A 15,473-nucleotide genomic window follows, 5' to 3' on the forward strand; every position below is an offset into this window, starting at 1 on the left:
GATCTGCTTATTACAACGGGCATTGATCCGGAAGTACTGCGGCAATAGCTATCGCAGGAACTCACTGATCATCGCCATCGTGAGTGCAACGACCGCTTTGTTATTTTGTGGTGTACAAACCTCTGCCAGGCATTCACCATGCCCGCCTGGCAATATGGCGAGTTTTGCATGTGGTAATGTTTGTGCCAGTTGCAGGGTGTGTCGCGGCTGTATGACATCTGCATCACCTCCTATCACGAATGCAGGCGCCTGAATAGATTTTATGTCAGCATCGCTGATATCTTTAAATGCCATCATTCTCGCCACATCCCTGTGGAACATGGCTTCCAGCCCTTTCTGATCCGGATTCGCCTTCAGATAAGCCGCCTGTAAAGGTTTAGGCATCGTGTTCAGCGTAGCCCCGCTAAATCCTTCAAAGAAACCCGCCGGTACGCCATCTCTTTTGTAGAGCGCAGCCACCAGTACCAGCCGGTTCACCAGCTCCGGATGACGGATTCCCATCTGTAAGGCCGTAGTAGCACCATTGCTGAAGCCCATGATATCTGCCTTCTCTATCTTCAATTGCTTCAACAGCGCTGCTACATCATCTGCATCCTGCTCGAAACTAAGTGGGCGGTCGATATCTTTGGTATGTCCATGCGCCTGCAATTCTATGGCTATTACCTGATGTTCTTTCGCAAGCATGGGTAACACCCCGCCATAATTAGATTCAATGGTGGATCCACCGCCATGCAGCAATACCAATGGATAGCCACTGCCATGTACTTCGTAATATAGCTGTAACCCGTTTACCGGTGCATAATGGCCTGTTTGCTGCTGGGCATTCATATAAACAGATGTCATCATCAACAGAAAAATAATAAATACAGATCTCAATTGCATATGTCAGATTTTATGCAACAAACCTACATCGAAATACATCAACATCTCGGGGCGAATACGCCAATTAACGGGGCGATCGCGTCATTGGAACTGACGTCGGGCATGGTTAAAAAAACACCATTGACATCTACATTCAGCTGCTATAGTTGTATAAGTTTTTCTTTTGTCACGGCGAAGATTTTTTTGTGAGGGGCAGCAAATATACTGGTTTCATTCAAAATAACAACAAAAAAATATTCCGTGTTATCACGGCTATTTATTTAACTGGTGCTGCAAATATGATATTCGCAAGATGTACAATAATTGAACTCATTCACCGTTTGGATCATAACCAGGATCTTTATTCAGACCACTGAGAGCCGGTGGTCAAAATCATACAACCATATGGATATCTTTGAAAAGATAACCAGACTGGGAGGAGTAAAACAATCCGGCAAACGCCCGGTAACCTCCGACCTGCCTGCGTTTCGAAAAACCATCGCCAATATCATGGGAAACCTGCCGGAAGAAGATGTACTCTCTTTCGCCAGCACCTTCGGATTTACAAGCTTCAATAAAAATGTGGTCAGTTCTGTTATTGAACACTCCTCATTCCTGAAAAGCGGCACAGTTGATATAGGCATGCTCTTCGGTATCGGCCAGCAACGGAACAGTGTGCTGAGCATCATTGATACCTATTTTTTTCCGGAACAGATCAGGCACCACTTCTTCCCTATCTGCGCCGGTTATCCGGGCGATATTATTTTTTATTCGCTGGAAAAAGAAACCTTTGGCAAAATATATTACTGGCATCATGAATCGCCCGCCAGCGCAGCCCCCGGGCTTGTTGCACATTCGTTTGACAGCTTCCTGGCCGGACTGATGGTGAATGATACGAAAGAAACAAACGAAGTATTAACCCCTGAAGAACTGATAAAGATTAATGAGAGAAGGAAAAAAGTAGGGCTTCCGCTGATAGATCAGTTCAGGAACAATGGGAACTAACAAACCATCTCGGTTATTGCTGAGAGCGGGTAAATTCACTTATCTTCTTTTGCACAAACTCCCGATCGATCTGCGACCGGGCCGCTGCCAGCGCTTCTTTATAACATCCCGGCACCAGTGACATTTCACCTTCCTGCTGATAAAGATGCGCTTTCGTTAGCCAGTACAATAGCCCGTATCCTGCTGTGAACAAGGGCTCCAGCCCGCTTAACTCTTCTGCCAGCCCCACTACGGTACCGGTGTAACTCTCCGCGATGATCCTGTTGAGTGTAATTACCGGATCACCCGGCAGCATCTTCTCCAGCTGTCCGTACAATGCTGCAATCTTTGTCCAGTCAGTGTCTTCAAATCTTTCTGTAGTGCAGTGAATGGATGAAATCAGCGCTTCTATATAAAACTGACCGGGAAAATTTTCCATTCCTGCTTTATCAAGATAAAACAAACCCGTTCCTATGAGTGCCCGGTTCCATAAGCGCCTGTCCTGCTGCGCAAGCGTCAGCCACTCATCCCGCGCTGAAATACGTGCCGGAAATCGCGAAACATTCAGGAACATTAGCGATAACAGCGCATGTGCGTCGTGACAGGGATCTTCCATAGCTATCAACTGCAACAGCCGGGTGGCTTCATAGCAAAGGTCTATATTGATTCCTCCCTGTCTGCGGGTTGTTTTGTATCCTTCGTTGAACAACAGATACAGGATGGTATGAATAACATGCCGGTGTTGCACCAGCTGCTTTTTCAATACGCCCGGCATCGTCAGCCCGGAGGCACGCAGCGTAGCCTTTATCCGGGTGATGGCCTTCTTCACGGCCTCTTCTTTCATAAAAAGCGCATTCGCAATCTCCGGAACGCCAAAGCCGGATACCAAATGCAGCGTAATGATGATCTTATAGCGTACCGACAAGCCAGGCTGACAACAAAGCAGCAACAAATGCATCCTGTACGGCATCCGTAATCTGATCCAGGTATCCTATTCCGTACAAACGCACAAGGATTCCCGTCATCTTCCCGGAACTTTCCCGGAAGAGGTGGGCTGTCAGCAGATGCACATTACGGGTATCATCAGTTTTCCTGGTCATTCAGATTGGTCATTTCCCTAACTTCCAATGTACACCCCATCGCCAGGTCAGGGCATCCCTTTGCAATTGTAATCGCCTCTTCCAGTGAACCCGCCAGCAGAATATAGTACCCGCTTACACATTCCTTGCTTTCGATATACGGCCCGTCTGTTACCATATTGCCCCTGATCACTGCGCCAACAGTTTCCAGCGGATTCGCATCCTTGTACTGCCCTTTTTGAGTAAGACTGTTAACCCACTCAACATGTTTGGCAACACAGGCCTGCATTTCCTCGGGCGACATCTGGTCGTACGCTGCTCCTTCGCGGATAAGCATTAAAAACTCTTTCATAGTTTTTTCATTTTGAGATGATATTTTTGATTGTCTGCAGTAAGACAAACAGGCTCCCGAAAAAGGGACAAATTAAATTACGAATTACGAATTATGAATTACGAAATGCATAAGAGATATAAGCGAATTATTACTCCATTCGCTTATATCTCTTATGCATTTCGTAATTCTTAATTCTTAATTCGTAATTACTACGGGGCCATGCAGGCCGGAAGGCAACAGCGGGGAGTCTTTCGTATAAAATTTCCAGGTCGAAAATGTAAACCGGCCACTGTTACGCGGCTCATTTTTCAGTAGCCAGTCCGGCCACTGGCCGTTCCGGATACCATCATCAGGCCGTTGCTCATCTCCAATCAGCCTGTTAGGCCAGCGATTGGCAACCGTGATCTCGAGCTGATTATTTTTTTCCTTCAGCGCCGGCGTGATATCTATCTGCCAGGGCGCCGCCCACAAGGTTCCCAGCGTTTTTCCATTCAGCGTTACGCTGGCCAGGTTATCAACGCTGCCGAGTTGCAACAGGTACGTTGCATGGCTGTTGAGCGCTTTCAGATCAAAGGTTTTGCGATAAACGGCCATGCCCGAATAGTACCTGATACCGGGTTCGGGCCGGTTAATCCAGTCCTGAAGTGTATCGAATGCTACCTCTCCCGGCCCACCCCATTTGGGGTCAAATGTAACTTTCCAGGGCCCTTGCAGGGTAAGTATTTCGCGGCTTGCCGGGAAGTTTTCGGGAGATGAGAACCGCGGTGCAGCTTCCCTGTCAAAGACGATGAAATAGCTTTCTCCGGCGTTAAACTGCAACGGTATTGCCGTACGAACGTTATCCGGGGTAGTATATTCAGGCAATGCCCGCATGTTTCCGGTCATAGGATCCCATAACTGAGGTTTTCCGCCGTGACTGCGGAAAACAGCGGTGGTGCGGATAGTGGTGCTGGTTTTGTTGGAAAGAAAATAAACATCGGTGTTCCCTACACGGCGATGTGCGTAGCGGATATCCGTTCCTGCTTCCAGGTCAGGCGCTACTTTCATCGCCTGCAGGATAGCAGCGGTACTGTCGTAATACGGATACAGCGCTCCCTCCGGTACAGTGCTGCGGATGATACGCCTGCCAATAGCGGATGATGGCTCCCATAACTGCCGGGCAATGGCCCGTACCATTACGTCACAGGCCGGGTAGCCGGTGAGGCCGGGCGAATACCGGGGTGGCACACCGGTAACAACTGCCCCGGCATTCACCAGCGATTGTATTTTTTTCAACAGCTGTGGTGTCATGGCTGCCACGGCAGGTAACACCAGTATACGATAACTGGCGCCGCCGGGAAATACGATACGTCCGTTCTGCACGGTGGCTTTGTATAACTGCCCGGGCGAACATCCGTCGAAGTTGTAGCCTTTACGGTCGGGCAATACAGGATCGCCCGATAAAGCGGAAGCCGGAGGCTGAAATACATGCGGGGCACCTTCAGGCGTCAGGTAGAGGATGTCGGCCACGGAAGTTCCCTGCTGGAGTACAAACTGGCAACGCGACAAATAATCATGATACCCTCCTACCAGCGGCCACCAGGTCTGATGACGGTCCCAGTGCACACCGTAGGGGCCCATGGTCATTCCGGGGCGCAGGGCTTCGTTCAGCATCTGACTTTGAAAGGTGTGAAATACAAACTGATTAATACCAGCAGCAAAGGCCCAGTCACCCTGATTCTTCATGGAGCCGGGATACTGCTTCCACCCTTCATTTTGTTCTGCGGTAAAAGCCTCTGCCGGCACCTGTTGTTGTCCGTTCACATGTGCAATGGATACGGCCTCTATACAGCTGAAAGCTGAATTAAAGCCCATGCCTTTGCTCCAGAATTCGCACATCGGAACATCCGCGATAGCGCCCAGTTCCAGGTCGGCCGTAGGATTCATGTCATAGGGTTCTATGGATAATTTCAAACCCTGGCGGTGGGCGTATTGCTTTACATAACCGGCATGATTCTCCAGCACCAGTTCCTGGGCCGTTTGCCGCAGATCCCACAGGAATCGCTCGCTGATTTGCGGATTGTCTATAATACGACCGGCATATACCGGGTAAAAAGGCAGGGGATCGTACCCGCGTCTTTTCCTGAAAAACTCCCGGAAGTTGGCGGTCCAGTTTTGCGCCCCCATCTCCCAGCTGTCCATATGCAGCCGTTTCAGTCCACCTTCGGCTGCCGGGTTGCGTTTGCCGAGCTTCCTCAGCAACGCCCCGATATAATGATCGAGGTGGGCTTTAATAGCGGTGGTATCGAACTTATCAGCTTCAAAGCCAAGTCCCGGAGTTGGTGCGGGGCGTGTGATAGCGCCGTTGTTCCGCAGGCCGAACCGCATGATGGTCCATTTGCCCGGCGGCACTTTCCAGTTGAGCGTACCATCGGGTTGCAGCCAGGCGGATACATCTTTCACCTTCTCCCGGGGGATGCCGGCCACAGCCGGAAAAACGTCCGGCATTGGCAGAAAGGGCTTCACTCCTCTCTGGGAGGTGAACGGAGCCCGGTAGTACAGCGCCTTTTCGTCAATATCGGTAAGCGTTGTACTATCGGCCGGAGTGGGAAATGCCAATACGGCTATATCTTCATAATAATCGGTCCATTGTTTTCTCAGTCCGCCCGTGAAAACACCTTCGCCAAAAAACGGTGTACGCGGGGCTGGTACGGGCAAATGGAGTACGGCAGATTCGTTTCCCGAAACATTGATGCGGGATGCCACGAGGTGGCGCATAGACTGAGCAGGTTTCACCCAGGGACCGCCACTCCCCGACCATCCGGGGCCGATTCCCAGCGTGATGGCTATCCCCAGCCGCTCGCTTTCCCTGACGGCATGAACGAATATCCGCTGCCAGGTTTCACTGAGGAAATCTACTTTGCCCCGGGGAATACCAACGTTTACTTCCAGGAAAAGTACATTGCTGATGCCTGCGGCCTTCATTGCTTCCAGGTCGGCCGTAATCCCTGCTTCCGACAAGTTGCCATCCATGAAATACCAGTACACACCCGGTTTGGCAGAAGCCGGCGGGTGCAGGAATCCATGCTTCAGGGCTACCGCCTGCGCATTTACAACGCCTGATGCAAGCAGCTGGCACAGCGCCAACAACAGAAAAAGACAGCCATAAATATATCTCTGTAAAAAAATAAAGGGATGATAACGTGGAAGTGTATACGAAACTATCATGTACAGGTAGTTTTAGCTATCATAAAGCTAATCCTGCTTTTGTATACTATTTGACACTGTTCCTGCGAATTTTGATACTTGTAAAGATTGGCGGGATGCTACAGGAATGATTAAAAGTAAGCCGCTCAGGCGTTTGCATATTTCCTTCTCACACCCTTTATTTTCTTTATCAGCATACCAATATTCATGATTATTTCCAGTAACTGTAACATAGTATTGTGTTTGAGTTATACCTAAGATAACTTTTTCGAGGGAGATGGCCAAAGAATATAGTTTAAGGTAGTGTCTCAGTTTGAAATTTGATGCCTGACCGGATAAGGATGGCGTTTTGTATCTTTGTCTCATGGCAAAGAAAAAACTTCCCGCAGATCCGAACAAACGAGCAAAGTCGATTTTAGATATCGTTACCGGGGATGCTCCTGCATCTGACGAAGGTAAGAACCCTGCTGGCGTAGCGTTAGGGAGGCAAGGCAAGGGCTGAATCCCTCACGCCAAAGAAGAGAACGGAAATAGCTAAGAAGGCTTCTAAAAGTAGATGGAATAAGAAAGACTAATCTATTCATTTTGAGTTTCTTCCACTTCTCGTAAAAAATCTCTACAATGAAATACATTTTCATGGCAGTTCTCGTCACAACGGCTTCAAGTATCTCGTGCTCGCAAAGCAATTCGAAAAGATCATTAAACGCAACTGCTCCTGACTCTGTGAAGACGACTGGCACAACTGGATTTATCATTGAGCAAGAAATGGTAACCGTGCAGGGCGGCACGTTTGCCATGGGCGGAAATGAAGAAAATAACAAGCCCATTCATAATGTTACGTTAAGCAGTTTCAAGATAGCCAAGTACGAAACTACGCAAGCACAATGGGAAAAGGTCATGGGTAAAAATCCTGCCAGTAATCCAGGTTGTGCGGATTGCCCGATAGAAAGTATTAGCTGGGAAATGGTACAAACATTTATTACAAAGTTGAATAGGCTCACCGGTAAACACTATCGGTTGCCCACAGAAGCAGAATGGGAATATGCTGCAAGAGGCGGCAGAAAGAGTAAGGGTTTTGAATTTGCAGGTAGTAATGATATCAAGGCGGTAGCCTGGACTTCCCTCGATAGCGGATTAAATCCTCATCCTGTTGGACAAAAAAAGCCCAATGAATTAGGATTGTATGATATGTCAGGCAATGTATGGGAATGGTGCAACGATTGGTATGATGAAAATTATTATCGAAAAAGTCCGAAAAATAATCCGACTGGGCCTGCGACGAAGCCGCCCGACAAGAAGAACGACGATGGTCTTATTTCTCCGCTTCGTGTTGTCCGTGGTGGTAACTCAGGCAATGGGGCTGCTTATAGCCGCGTAGCATCTCGTCCCAAATACAGGTTAGGCTATCACTCAATCGGATTTCGCCTCGCTTCTTCAAATTAGTTTTACTGACGTATGTCTTATCCTGTCAAGCGTCAAATTTCAAACTGAGACACTACCTGGTTTAACGGCGCTGCAAAAATAAAACGGGTTACCCTGGCGGGCAACCCGTTCATTCGTATATACGGTTCCGTTACTTCTTCCGTTCCACTACATCAAAATCCACACTACCACCAACACCCTTGGCTACCGGCGCCCCTTTATAAGTGATTTTATAAGGAGATGACGACGCAGGATCAAAGGCAAAGAAATCTTTGGTTTCCAGAAACCTGGGATAACTAATTTTGTATTCCTTCGAATCAAAAGCGCTATTATCGCTGGAAAGAGTTTCCCATTCTTTTGCGCTGTAGCTGTTGGTGATAGAAGCTTTGCTGAGTACCACAAACATGGTGTCGCCACTAACTCTGTTGAATTTCACCAGCAGGCTGCGGCTTTGAGACGACTCTGTATCGCTCCAGCTGGATTTATAAATATCCCCTGGCTGTGGATGGGCCAACAGCTCTCTGGTTGTAGCCATCCGTTGTTTGGCTCCCTGACCAAAGATAAATGCAACTATTATCAGCAGCAGAAACAACCAGCACATGGAAAACGGATAAAGCTGCTGCCATAAAGTTCGTTTATACGTTTCCTTTATATCCTTAATAGCGGTCGCAATTGTTGGCGAATATTGCTGTTTGGTGAAAAGCGGGGCATCCGGATTCTTAATCTCGTGCGAACAAAGACTGCAATGCACCCCGGTTCTGCTGCCCAAACCAAATACGGGAAGCAACGCTGAAATATATCTCATGTAAAGCGTTACCTGTACGCCGCCTTTTTGTCCGCATACCGGGCAGGTTTCATCCGGAAGGTTTTTCGCTGTTAATGGTTTAGTAACGATCTGGTAAAAAACAATCATAAGGAGGTTTTGAAGATTAGGTTACAATCAAATGGTGTCCGTTATAAACAGGCACAAAGATATATCATCTGTAATAAAAAATCAGCAGGTAATTGCTTTCAGCGCAGCCATATCAATATCGCTCCTGCCGGGCAACACCAGCGCGCAGGCCATATCGCCCGCGATCCAGCAGATCGCCTTATACTGCATAAAATGCCTGAAAGTAATGGTGAGGAAGCCATTCCCGGCTGTTACGGTGTCGGTAGCCAGTATATCCAGCTCCGTAGTGAGGCCGGTTTTGAGCACTTTGGAAAGCGCTTCTCTGGCGGTCCACAACAGCATACGCAGCACACCATCCTGGTAGGGCAGCCCCACCGGTAATGGTGCATTTTCATCGGGAAGATGTTTGATGCTGTCTAAAGATTCGATGTCCACTGCCATCGGATGCTGCTCAGGGAACACGATCGCAATGGCGCGCTCGTTGCTGTGGGAGATACTCACCTGCAGGTTACAATGCCCGGCGCAGCTCAGCACAGGCTGCCCGAAAACGCCTGAGCTGATACGTATTTCCCCGGGCGGGGCATTGGTGAAATGCTGTGCGGCCATCTTGGCGGCATGGCGGCCCAGCAGGTAATGATGAGCGGCTATACCATTCATGGTAGTATGCTCTGAGGGATGCAGCGTATGGTAGAACGACGACAACAGCCAGTCCATCGAGCGGGCGGAAACGGCCACAGATACCGGGAACCGGTCGTTGTTGCGGGAAATCATCGCAGCACCGCAGCGACTGTCATTCGTCCATCCCGTCATGGCCATCGTTTTTTTCTGTTTTGCTGCTGTTAGCTACCAGCGCATTGATCGCATTCACTTCATCTTTTGTGAAGTAACGCCATTTCCCCGGTGCCAGGTCTTTCAGCGTCATGTTCATAATGCGTACCCGTTTGAGGGTGGTTACTTCATATCCCAATGCCTCACACATACGCCGGATCTGGCGGTTCAACCCCTGGGTTAAGATGATCCGGAAGCGGTTAGATCCTTCCTGTTGCACAAAACATTTCTGTGTAACGGTACCGAGTATACGTACTCCGTTACGCATCGCCTTTATGAATTCCAGGTCTACAGGCTTATCTACGGTTACGATATATTCTTTCTCGTGCTGATTGCCCGCGCGCAGAATCTTATTCACGATATCACCATCATTTGTAAGAAAGATCAATCCTTCAGAACGCTTATCCAGTCGGCCTATCGGAAATATCCGCGAAGAGAAATTTACGTAGTCGATGATATTGGTTTTATCTTTAAGATCGGTGGTACAGGTAATCCCCTTGTGTTTATTCAGTGCGATATACACCGTGGATTTCTTCTTTTTCAGCGGTTCCCCATCCACCTCTACTACGTCGCCGTCTTTCACCCGGTTGCCTTTCGATGCAATATCATCGTTGATGGTAACCCTGCCCTGCTCAATATATTTATCTGCTTCCCGCCGGCTGCAGAAGCCGGTGTCGCTGATGTATTTGTTAATGCTGATGTCCATATGTACGTTGAAGTCAGCCGCAATTTACTTAAATCCGGGAAAAGGAGGTGTTTAATAAAAAGCAGCCCGTTGTATGCAGGCTGCTTTTTATTTTTTATTATTTCGGGAGACAACAAATGCCTCAGTTCATACTCAGCTGCGATAAAATCGTAGGGTCCTGGATTTCCTGGTCTCTGGCCAGCAGCAGTACTTTAGATATCAGTTCTGCTGATTTTGGATCATCGTCCAGGAAAGGCAGGAATATCCGGCCACGATGCTGGGAATGTACCGGCAATATGGAAAGATACTTCCCGGGCAGCTGGTGTACGATGGCGCTTCCCAGGTGTACGCTATATTCGCCATGCTGTCCTTTGATACGGGCGTGGCTGCCGCTGACAGTCACATTATTCAGCTTAAACAGCCTGAGCGTTTCGGTCAGCAATACACTGCGCATTTCGATGGACGAATGGCTGGCTTCCGGATCTACACCGCCCACATGTGCCACGCTTACCACCAGGTCGATATCGCGCATCACTTCACTGAATATCAGCGGTGATATCTTTTCAAAAGGTACTGCCATACCTGTTTTCAGATCGAGGAATTCCAGTGTTTCCAACGTAGGGCTTTCCACTTCTCCCGGAGAGAACCAGTTTGCCAGGGCGTATATCTTGGCTGCAAAACCTTCTTTATGAAAGACCTTCTGCAGGCCTTCTTCATAATCCACCTTCCAGTGCCTGTTCTTCAGCAGGGCTACGGTTTGGCTGGGCTGCACCTGGTGGCCGGCATAGCGGCGCGAGATCGTTTTCTCTGCCAATTCATCGGCCAGTGGTACATATAATTCGCGGAATATCTGCTTAAACGGCTGCTGCAGCTGTTTGTCGAACGCATAGCGCTGATAATCGCTCCAGACCTTCAGCTGGTAAAAATCCGTGCAATGTGCGATCCGTATATGATCCGCTTCGGTCAGCTCAAACTGCTGTCCGGTGGCTGATACCAGCGCGCCGTTATGATAGCAACCATGCTTATCGCCGGCTACAAACACGAGTTTTTCCAGATGCCGCGATATGACCGGATGCCCGAACAGCTCCTGTAATTCGGCGTAGAGAAAACCATCTCCCCTGACCATTGCATCTTCCAGCGATTTCCGCGACCGGCTGAACTGTTCGCGCAGTATCTTCCTGAATGCCGTCAGCTCCTCTACTTTCTTATCCTTCTTGTATTTGGGCGGAATGGATTTCAGTTCTTTGTCGCCTTTAAACGCCACCAGATCGGCCATCCCGGTTTCATCGATGATGAGCCCAATGGTTACATCATCGTATTGCACCTGTGTTTCCTTCGACAGGATCTGCTGTACCTGCCTGGTTTCCATGGCCCATGTCAGACGCAGCGGATCAGCATAACCGGCGTTGCGGGCCAGGTTCTCCATGGCAATACGCATAGCCAGCGCCTCGCTGCTCTGGCGCTGCGCGCCGAACTGACGGCTTTCCTTCTTAAACTGCTGCAGGTAATTGTAGCGCTCCAGCAGATCTTTCTCCTGCCGGGTTTTGCTCAATGGCACCAGACCATACATTCTCAGGTAATCCTGATCACGCTTTTCTTTGATCTTTTGTGTAATTTCCTTAATCTTCAGTTCCCCGGTAATAACGTCGGCGTATAAACGTGCACGGCGGTGTTCATTGCCATCGCTGATATATTTGGCAGCGTCGTAAACAATCTGCCAGCGTGCTTTTCCTATCTCCTTATAGGCTTTCAGAAACCATTCTTTATCCACAGCACCAGCTTTAAAATCCGCCAGGTCTACCGCAGAGTAACGTGCGATCTCGCTTTCTGCTTCCGCATTCTGCTCTGATCCTCCGGAGGCTTTGGTATGCGCGTGCATCCACCAGATGGCGGAATCCAATCCTTTCCAGTTCAGGTAATTGCTGACAAAACGCTGCCACTGGGGCGCATACACCGCCGCTTCTATCAACTGCGTTTCTCCTGCTTTAATCCGTTTCATGGCAGCATCAAACGCTTCCTGTGTATCCGTTGGCGTTAGCAAACAGCGTTTCAATAGCATGCTGAATACTATTTGCCGGCTCAGTTCTTTATCTCCGTAAGTATATACATACCCTCTGTGAAGCGACGTTTTCCCAAGACCGGAAAGTAATTCCGACAGCCGGTCGATGCCGTAAATGCGATCCAGCACCTGCACAAATTTTGTCACTGGTGTAGCTGAGTCGCCGCGTTTCAGTTCTATATCCAGGAAGTGTTCCCGGACCCTGGTGTACATCTCCTTCAGGAAAGGGAAATGTTTAAAATAATCGAACCATTGGCGCCAGCGGGTGTTGGGCGCCTGCGACAACATCCGGATGTTATCCACGCTGATCAGTCCGCGATACAATTCGCTTTCGCTGATAACACCTGCTTCAAAAGCCTTGCAGAAGATCGCCAGCGGAGGCCGGTGTGTGGCCTGAAATTCAGGCCGGCCTGTAAACTGCATCCAATGGAACAGTTGCCAGGCGGGGGTTACCATCGCGTTAGTCAACGCAGGAATATCTATCGCGTTGATCATCTTGTTAAACAACGGTATCGATTGCCATCCGCCCTGGTAATACGGCCAGCCGGTAGCTTCATAATTTTTCTGCAGCACTTCTTCCGGCAGTGACGCAAAAAGCCTGGTGGTAGCGCCTATCAGGAATTCATTCTTTTCCGGGAATGGATGTATCAGGCTAAGTGCTATTAAAATTGCTGTTATCGGGCTGGCGGTACGGTGACCATATTTTTTTACGATCGTTTGCGGCGCCAGCTGTTCATAAGAAGGATAAAAATTATCAGTAAAGTCCTTCCATTTCTTGGGCAGCTCGAAAGCGTCGCCCATCAATGTATTCAGGATAAACAGATCCGCAGGAGTCAGTTGCTGCGCCTGATACCAGTTATCCCAGACTTCCGGTAAAGGATAAGACGCGTACTCCGCCTCCGGTGTTTCAAATGTATAATTGTAAGGTTTGTTCCGGTTAAATGCATTGCCGAGCAATATCTTTGAACGGCTGCCATCGTAGTATTCTACTTCATATTCATGATCGCCATGCTGCTGCATCAGTTCTGCCAGCGCTGCCAAAGCTGCTTTCATATCTGCTACCGGCCTCGAAAAGCCATAGGAATGCAGGCGGATTCTCCGGCCATATTCGTCGTCTTCCTTTATGGCAGGCAATGCAGCAGGTAATGTCAGCGCAGGATCAAACAATCCATAGCCATTGGTTTCATCAAAGGCAAGTGTACCTTCTTCTTCGCTTAATTGTTGTAACAACACTTCTTCCCGTGGTGCGATGCTTTTACGCTCCCGGAAAACGGTCCGCCATTGCCTGATATCTTCTGCGAGGCGACCTTGTTTTTTCAATTGCACAGCAATGTCCAATCCGGCCACGCGCTGTTCTCCATCTCCCTGCAGCAGCATACTGGTGGCGGATTGCAGCAGTTCACCGCGCTGGCGTAATATCAATGCAATGGCCTTGCTTCTTGCGGAAGCGCCTTTGCGTTTCAGCAATTCAACAAAGGGTTCCATTTCAGCCACATCGAACGGTTCATCATCCAGTGCATTGAACGCTATGTTGATCAGGTATTCACCTCTGTCTTTCAGCAGCCGGAAAGCAAACTTCCGCTGGAACGGCGTCAATGGCGCTGTCGCATCCTTCTTCTTCTCCCAATGGTATACGCCATGATCAGGGAATACCAAACGGGCCAGTTGTTCTTTCAGCGACAGCTCCATGGTATCGTACCAGGTCATGATCACATCCAGCCTTTCCTGCTTTTCCAGCACCAATGGCAGCATGGCCGCCAGCGCATCACTCCTGTGAATCCAGGTCGTGCGGCCGGAAAAGATGGTACCGGAAAATGTTTTCTGTTTCTCCGGTGCGCGTTGTGCGGCCTTTTGCAGGCGGTCGAACAGTTCGGGGAAATACTTATCATAGTGTGCTCCCTGGCCATGCATCAGGTTTTTGATGCCCAGCAATGCCGTTCCCAGCACCGCTTCATCTTTATCGTCCAGGGCCTCGTAAAACAGCGGCATATCCACATTGTAGTACCTCGTTTCTGCGGCGAACATCAGCGCCAGGCAACGTTTATCCGCGTTCCCTGTTCGCAGCAGCTCCACCAGCAATGGCCTGGTTTCAGCAATATCAAATACGCCCTGCGCCCAGAGCGCCATGTATACGTCTATATTGTTCGGGCTCTTCATGGCGTCGGGGATCAGCCCGGGAGACGTGAGATAGCTATGCGCTTTTTCCAGGAACTGGTTGACGGCACTTTCTTTCTCCGCTTCCCAGTTCAGTCCTGTCCAGGTATCCAGCGCGCGTACTACGGAAGAAAAGCGCGACATTTTATGATCGATCAGCACCCTGATGATATATTTAAGGGCACCAAGACTGCATTCATCCAATGCTTCGAGGATGGTTTGCCGTAATCCTTCCTGGCGCTGGGCCGCCAGTAGCAGTTGTTCCACCAGTTTCCATGCTTTCTCTGAATGGCTTGCCAGCAGTGATTTAATGATCCCGCGCGTTACTTTGCCAATGCTCTCTTTGTTATAAACTATGTCTTCTGTCAGCTGAAACACGGCGGTATTACTCAAGTCTATTGCAGCGGCCCAGATCTTGTACATCACTTCTGCCTGCAACGCCTGATCGTATCTGATCTGCTCTTCCAGGTTCAGTTGATAAGCGCTGATGGTATACCCGCCAACATAGCTGATTTTAAAGGATGACAGGCAGGTGAGCACAATAAAATTCACCTGGTTGGTGAAATATATTTCCGGATCATTCGGCGCTGTAAAGGAACGGCGGTATGAACCCCGCTGGTACATTTCATGAGGGATCCTGTTCCAGGCCAGCTTTGCAGCCGGCGCCATTTCTTCACCGTAGATGTATACCAGCAGATTCCCGGCAGTGGGGTCCTCCCAGCCAGCTGCGGGCATCAGCTCTTTGATCCTGTTATACCGGGTGGACTGATAGGTAACCATCCGGCGGAAACCATAATATACATTTTCTTTGGCTGCCTCTCTGTCGCACATCAGCAACAAGCCCAGTTCAGCGGTGGTAGCGGTCAGTAATGGATGTTGGGCTTTTCCGTTTTGCACGGCATCCAGTTCCGTGATCATTTTCTCATAATGAGCCGGCATTTCCCTGCTTGCCAGGAATTGATCTGCGTTCATAAATAAAAGGTCTTTGC

At 49.2% G+C, this 15,473-nt stretch carries 12 protein-coding genes; 2 read left to right on the forward strand and 10 right to left on the reverse strand.

Annotation, left to right across the window (positions count from 1 at the left end):
- Window positions 1-48 precede the first annotated feature (48 nt).
- On the reverse strand, window positions 49-882 hold the full coding sequence (locus UNH61_RS15855) for an alpha/beta hydrolase (protein ID WP_326992941.1): 834 nt from the start codon (window positions 880-882) through the stop codon (window positions 49-51).
- A gap of 384 nt (window positions 883-1,266) precedes the next feature.
- On the opposite strand from UNH61_RS15855, the gene UNH61_RS15860 reads away from it, so the two are divergent.
- Complete coding sequence (locus tag UNH61_RS15860) at window positions 1,267-1,866, forward strand: SMI1/KNR4 family protein (protein ID WP_326992942.1); 600 nt, start codon at window positions 1,267-1,269, stop codon at window positions 1,864-1,866.
- Window positions 1,867-1,879: 13 nt separating this feature from the next.
- On the opposite strand, the gene UNH61_RS15865 is transcribed toward UNH61_RS15860, so the two are convergent.
- The 5 genes from UNH61_RS15865 to UNH61_RS15885 form a co-directional block, all read right to left on the reverse strand.
- On the reverse strand, window positions 1,880-2,770 hold the full coding sequence (locus tag UNH61_RS15865; protein WP_326992943.1) for a DUF6596 domain-containing protein: 891 nt from the start codon (window positions 2,768-2,770) through the stop codon (window positions 1,880-1,882).
- Window positions 2,754-2,945: a hypothetical protein gene (locus UNH61_RS15870; RefSeq protein WP_326992944.1), complete on the reverse strand. Its 192-nt coding sequence runs from the start codon at window positions 2,943-2,945 to the stop codon at window positions 2,754-2,756. Before UNH61_RS15870 ends, UNH61_RS15865 begins: the two co-directional genes overlap by 17 nt.
- Complete coding sequence (locus tag UNH61_RS15875) at window positions 2,929-3,276, reverse strand: YciI family protein (protein ID WP_326992945.1); 348 nt, start codon at window positions 3,274-3,276, stop codon at window positions 2,929-2,931. The genes UNH61_RS15870 and UNH61_RS15875 overlap by 17 nt, the downstream gene beginning before the upstream one ends.
- 177 nt (window positions 3,277-3,453) lie before the next feature.
- Window positions 3,454-6,465, reverse strand: coding sequence for a glycosyl hydrolase (locus UNH61_RS15880; RefSeq protein ID WP_326992946.1), 3,012 nt, complete (start codon window positions 6,463-6,465; stop codon window positions 3,454-3,456).
- Between the two features lie 27 nt (window positions 6,466-6,492).
- Window positions 6,493-6,729, reverse strand: coding sequence for a hypothetical protein (locus UNH61_RS15885; RefSeq protein ID WP_326992947.1), 237 nt, complete (start codon window positions 6,727-6,729; stop codon window positions 6,493-6,495).
- 336 nt (window positions 6,730-7,065) lie between these two features.
- Between UNH61_RS15885 and UNH61_RS15890 the strand changes: the two genes are divergently transcribed.
- The gene (locus tag UNH61_RS15890; protein ID WP_326992948.1) at window positions 7,066-7,887 is read left to right on the forward strand and encodes a formylglycine-generating enzyme family protein; all 822 of its coding nucleotides are present in this window, start codon (window positions 7,066-7,068) and stop codon (window positions 7,885-7,887) included.
- Window positions 7,888-8,017: 130 nt separating this feature from the next.
- Here the strand turns inward: UNH61_RS15890 and UNH61_RS15895 are convergent, their stop codons facing one another.
- The 4 genes from UNH61_RS15895 to UNH61_RS15910 form a co-directional block, all read right to left on the reverse strand.
- Window positions 8,018-8,779 carry a hypothetical protein gene (locus UNH61_RS15895; protein WP_326992949.1) on the reverse strand — a complete coding sequence of 254 codons (762 nt, stop codon included), beginning with the start codon at window positions 8,777-8,779 and terminating at the stop codon, window positions 8,018-8,020.
- 81 nt (window positions 8,780-8,860) lie between these two features.
- Window positions 8,861-9,568, reverse strand: coding sequence for a hypothetical protein (locus UNH61_RS15900; RefSeq protein WP_326992950.1), 708 nt, complete (start codon window positions 9,566-9,568; stop codon window positions 8,861-8,863).
- On the reverse strand, window positions 9,549-10,292 hold the full coding sequence (gene rluF, locus UNH61_RS15905) for a 23S rRNA pseudouridine(2604) synthase RluF (RefSeq protein WP_326992952.1): 744 nt from the start codon (window positions 10,290-10,292) through the stop codon (window positions 9,549-9,551). The genes UNH61_RS15900 and rluF overlap by 20 nt, the downstream gene beginning before the upstream one ends.
- A gap of 121 nt (window positions 10,293-10,413) precedes the next feature.
- Window positions 10,414-15,456, reverse strand: coding sequence for a DUF4132 domain-containing protein (locus UNH61_RS15910; protein ID WP_326992953.1), 5,043 nt, complete (start codon window positions 15,454-15,456; stop codon window positions 10,414-10,416).
- Window positions 15,457-15,473 lie beyond the last annotated feature (17 nt).

Source organism: Chitinophaga sp. 180180018-3, assembly GCF_037893185.1.
Classification (GTDB): domain Bacteria; phylum Bacteroidota; class Bacteroidia; order Chitinophagales; family Chitinophagaceae; genus Chitinophaga.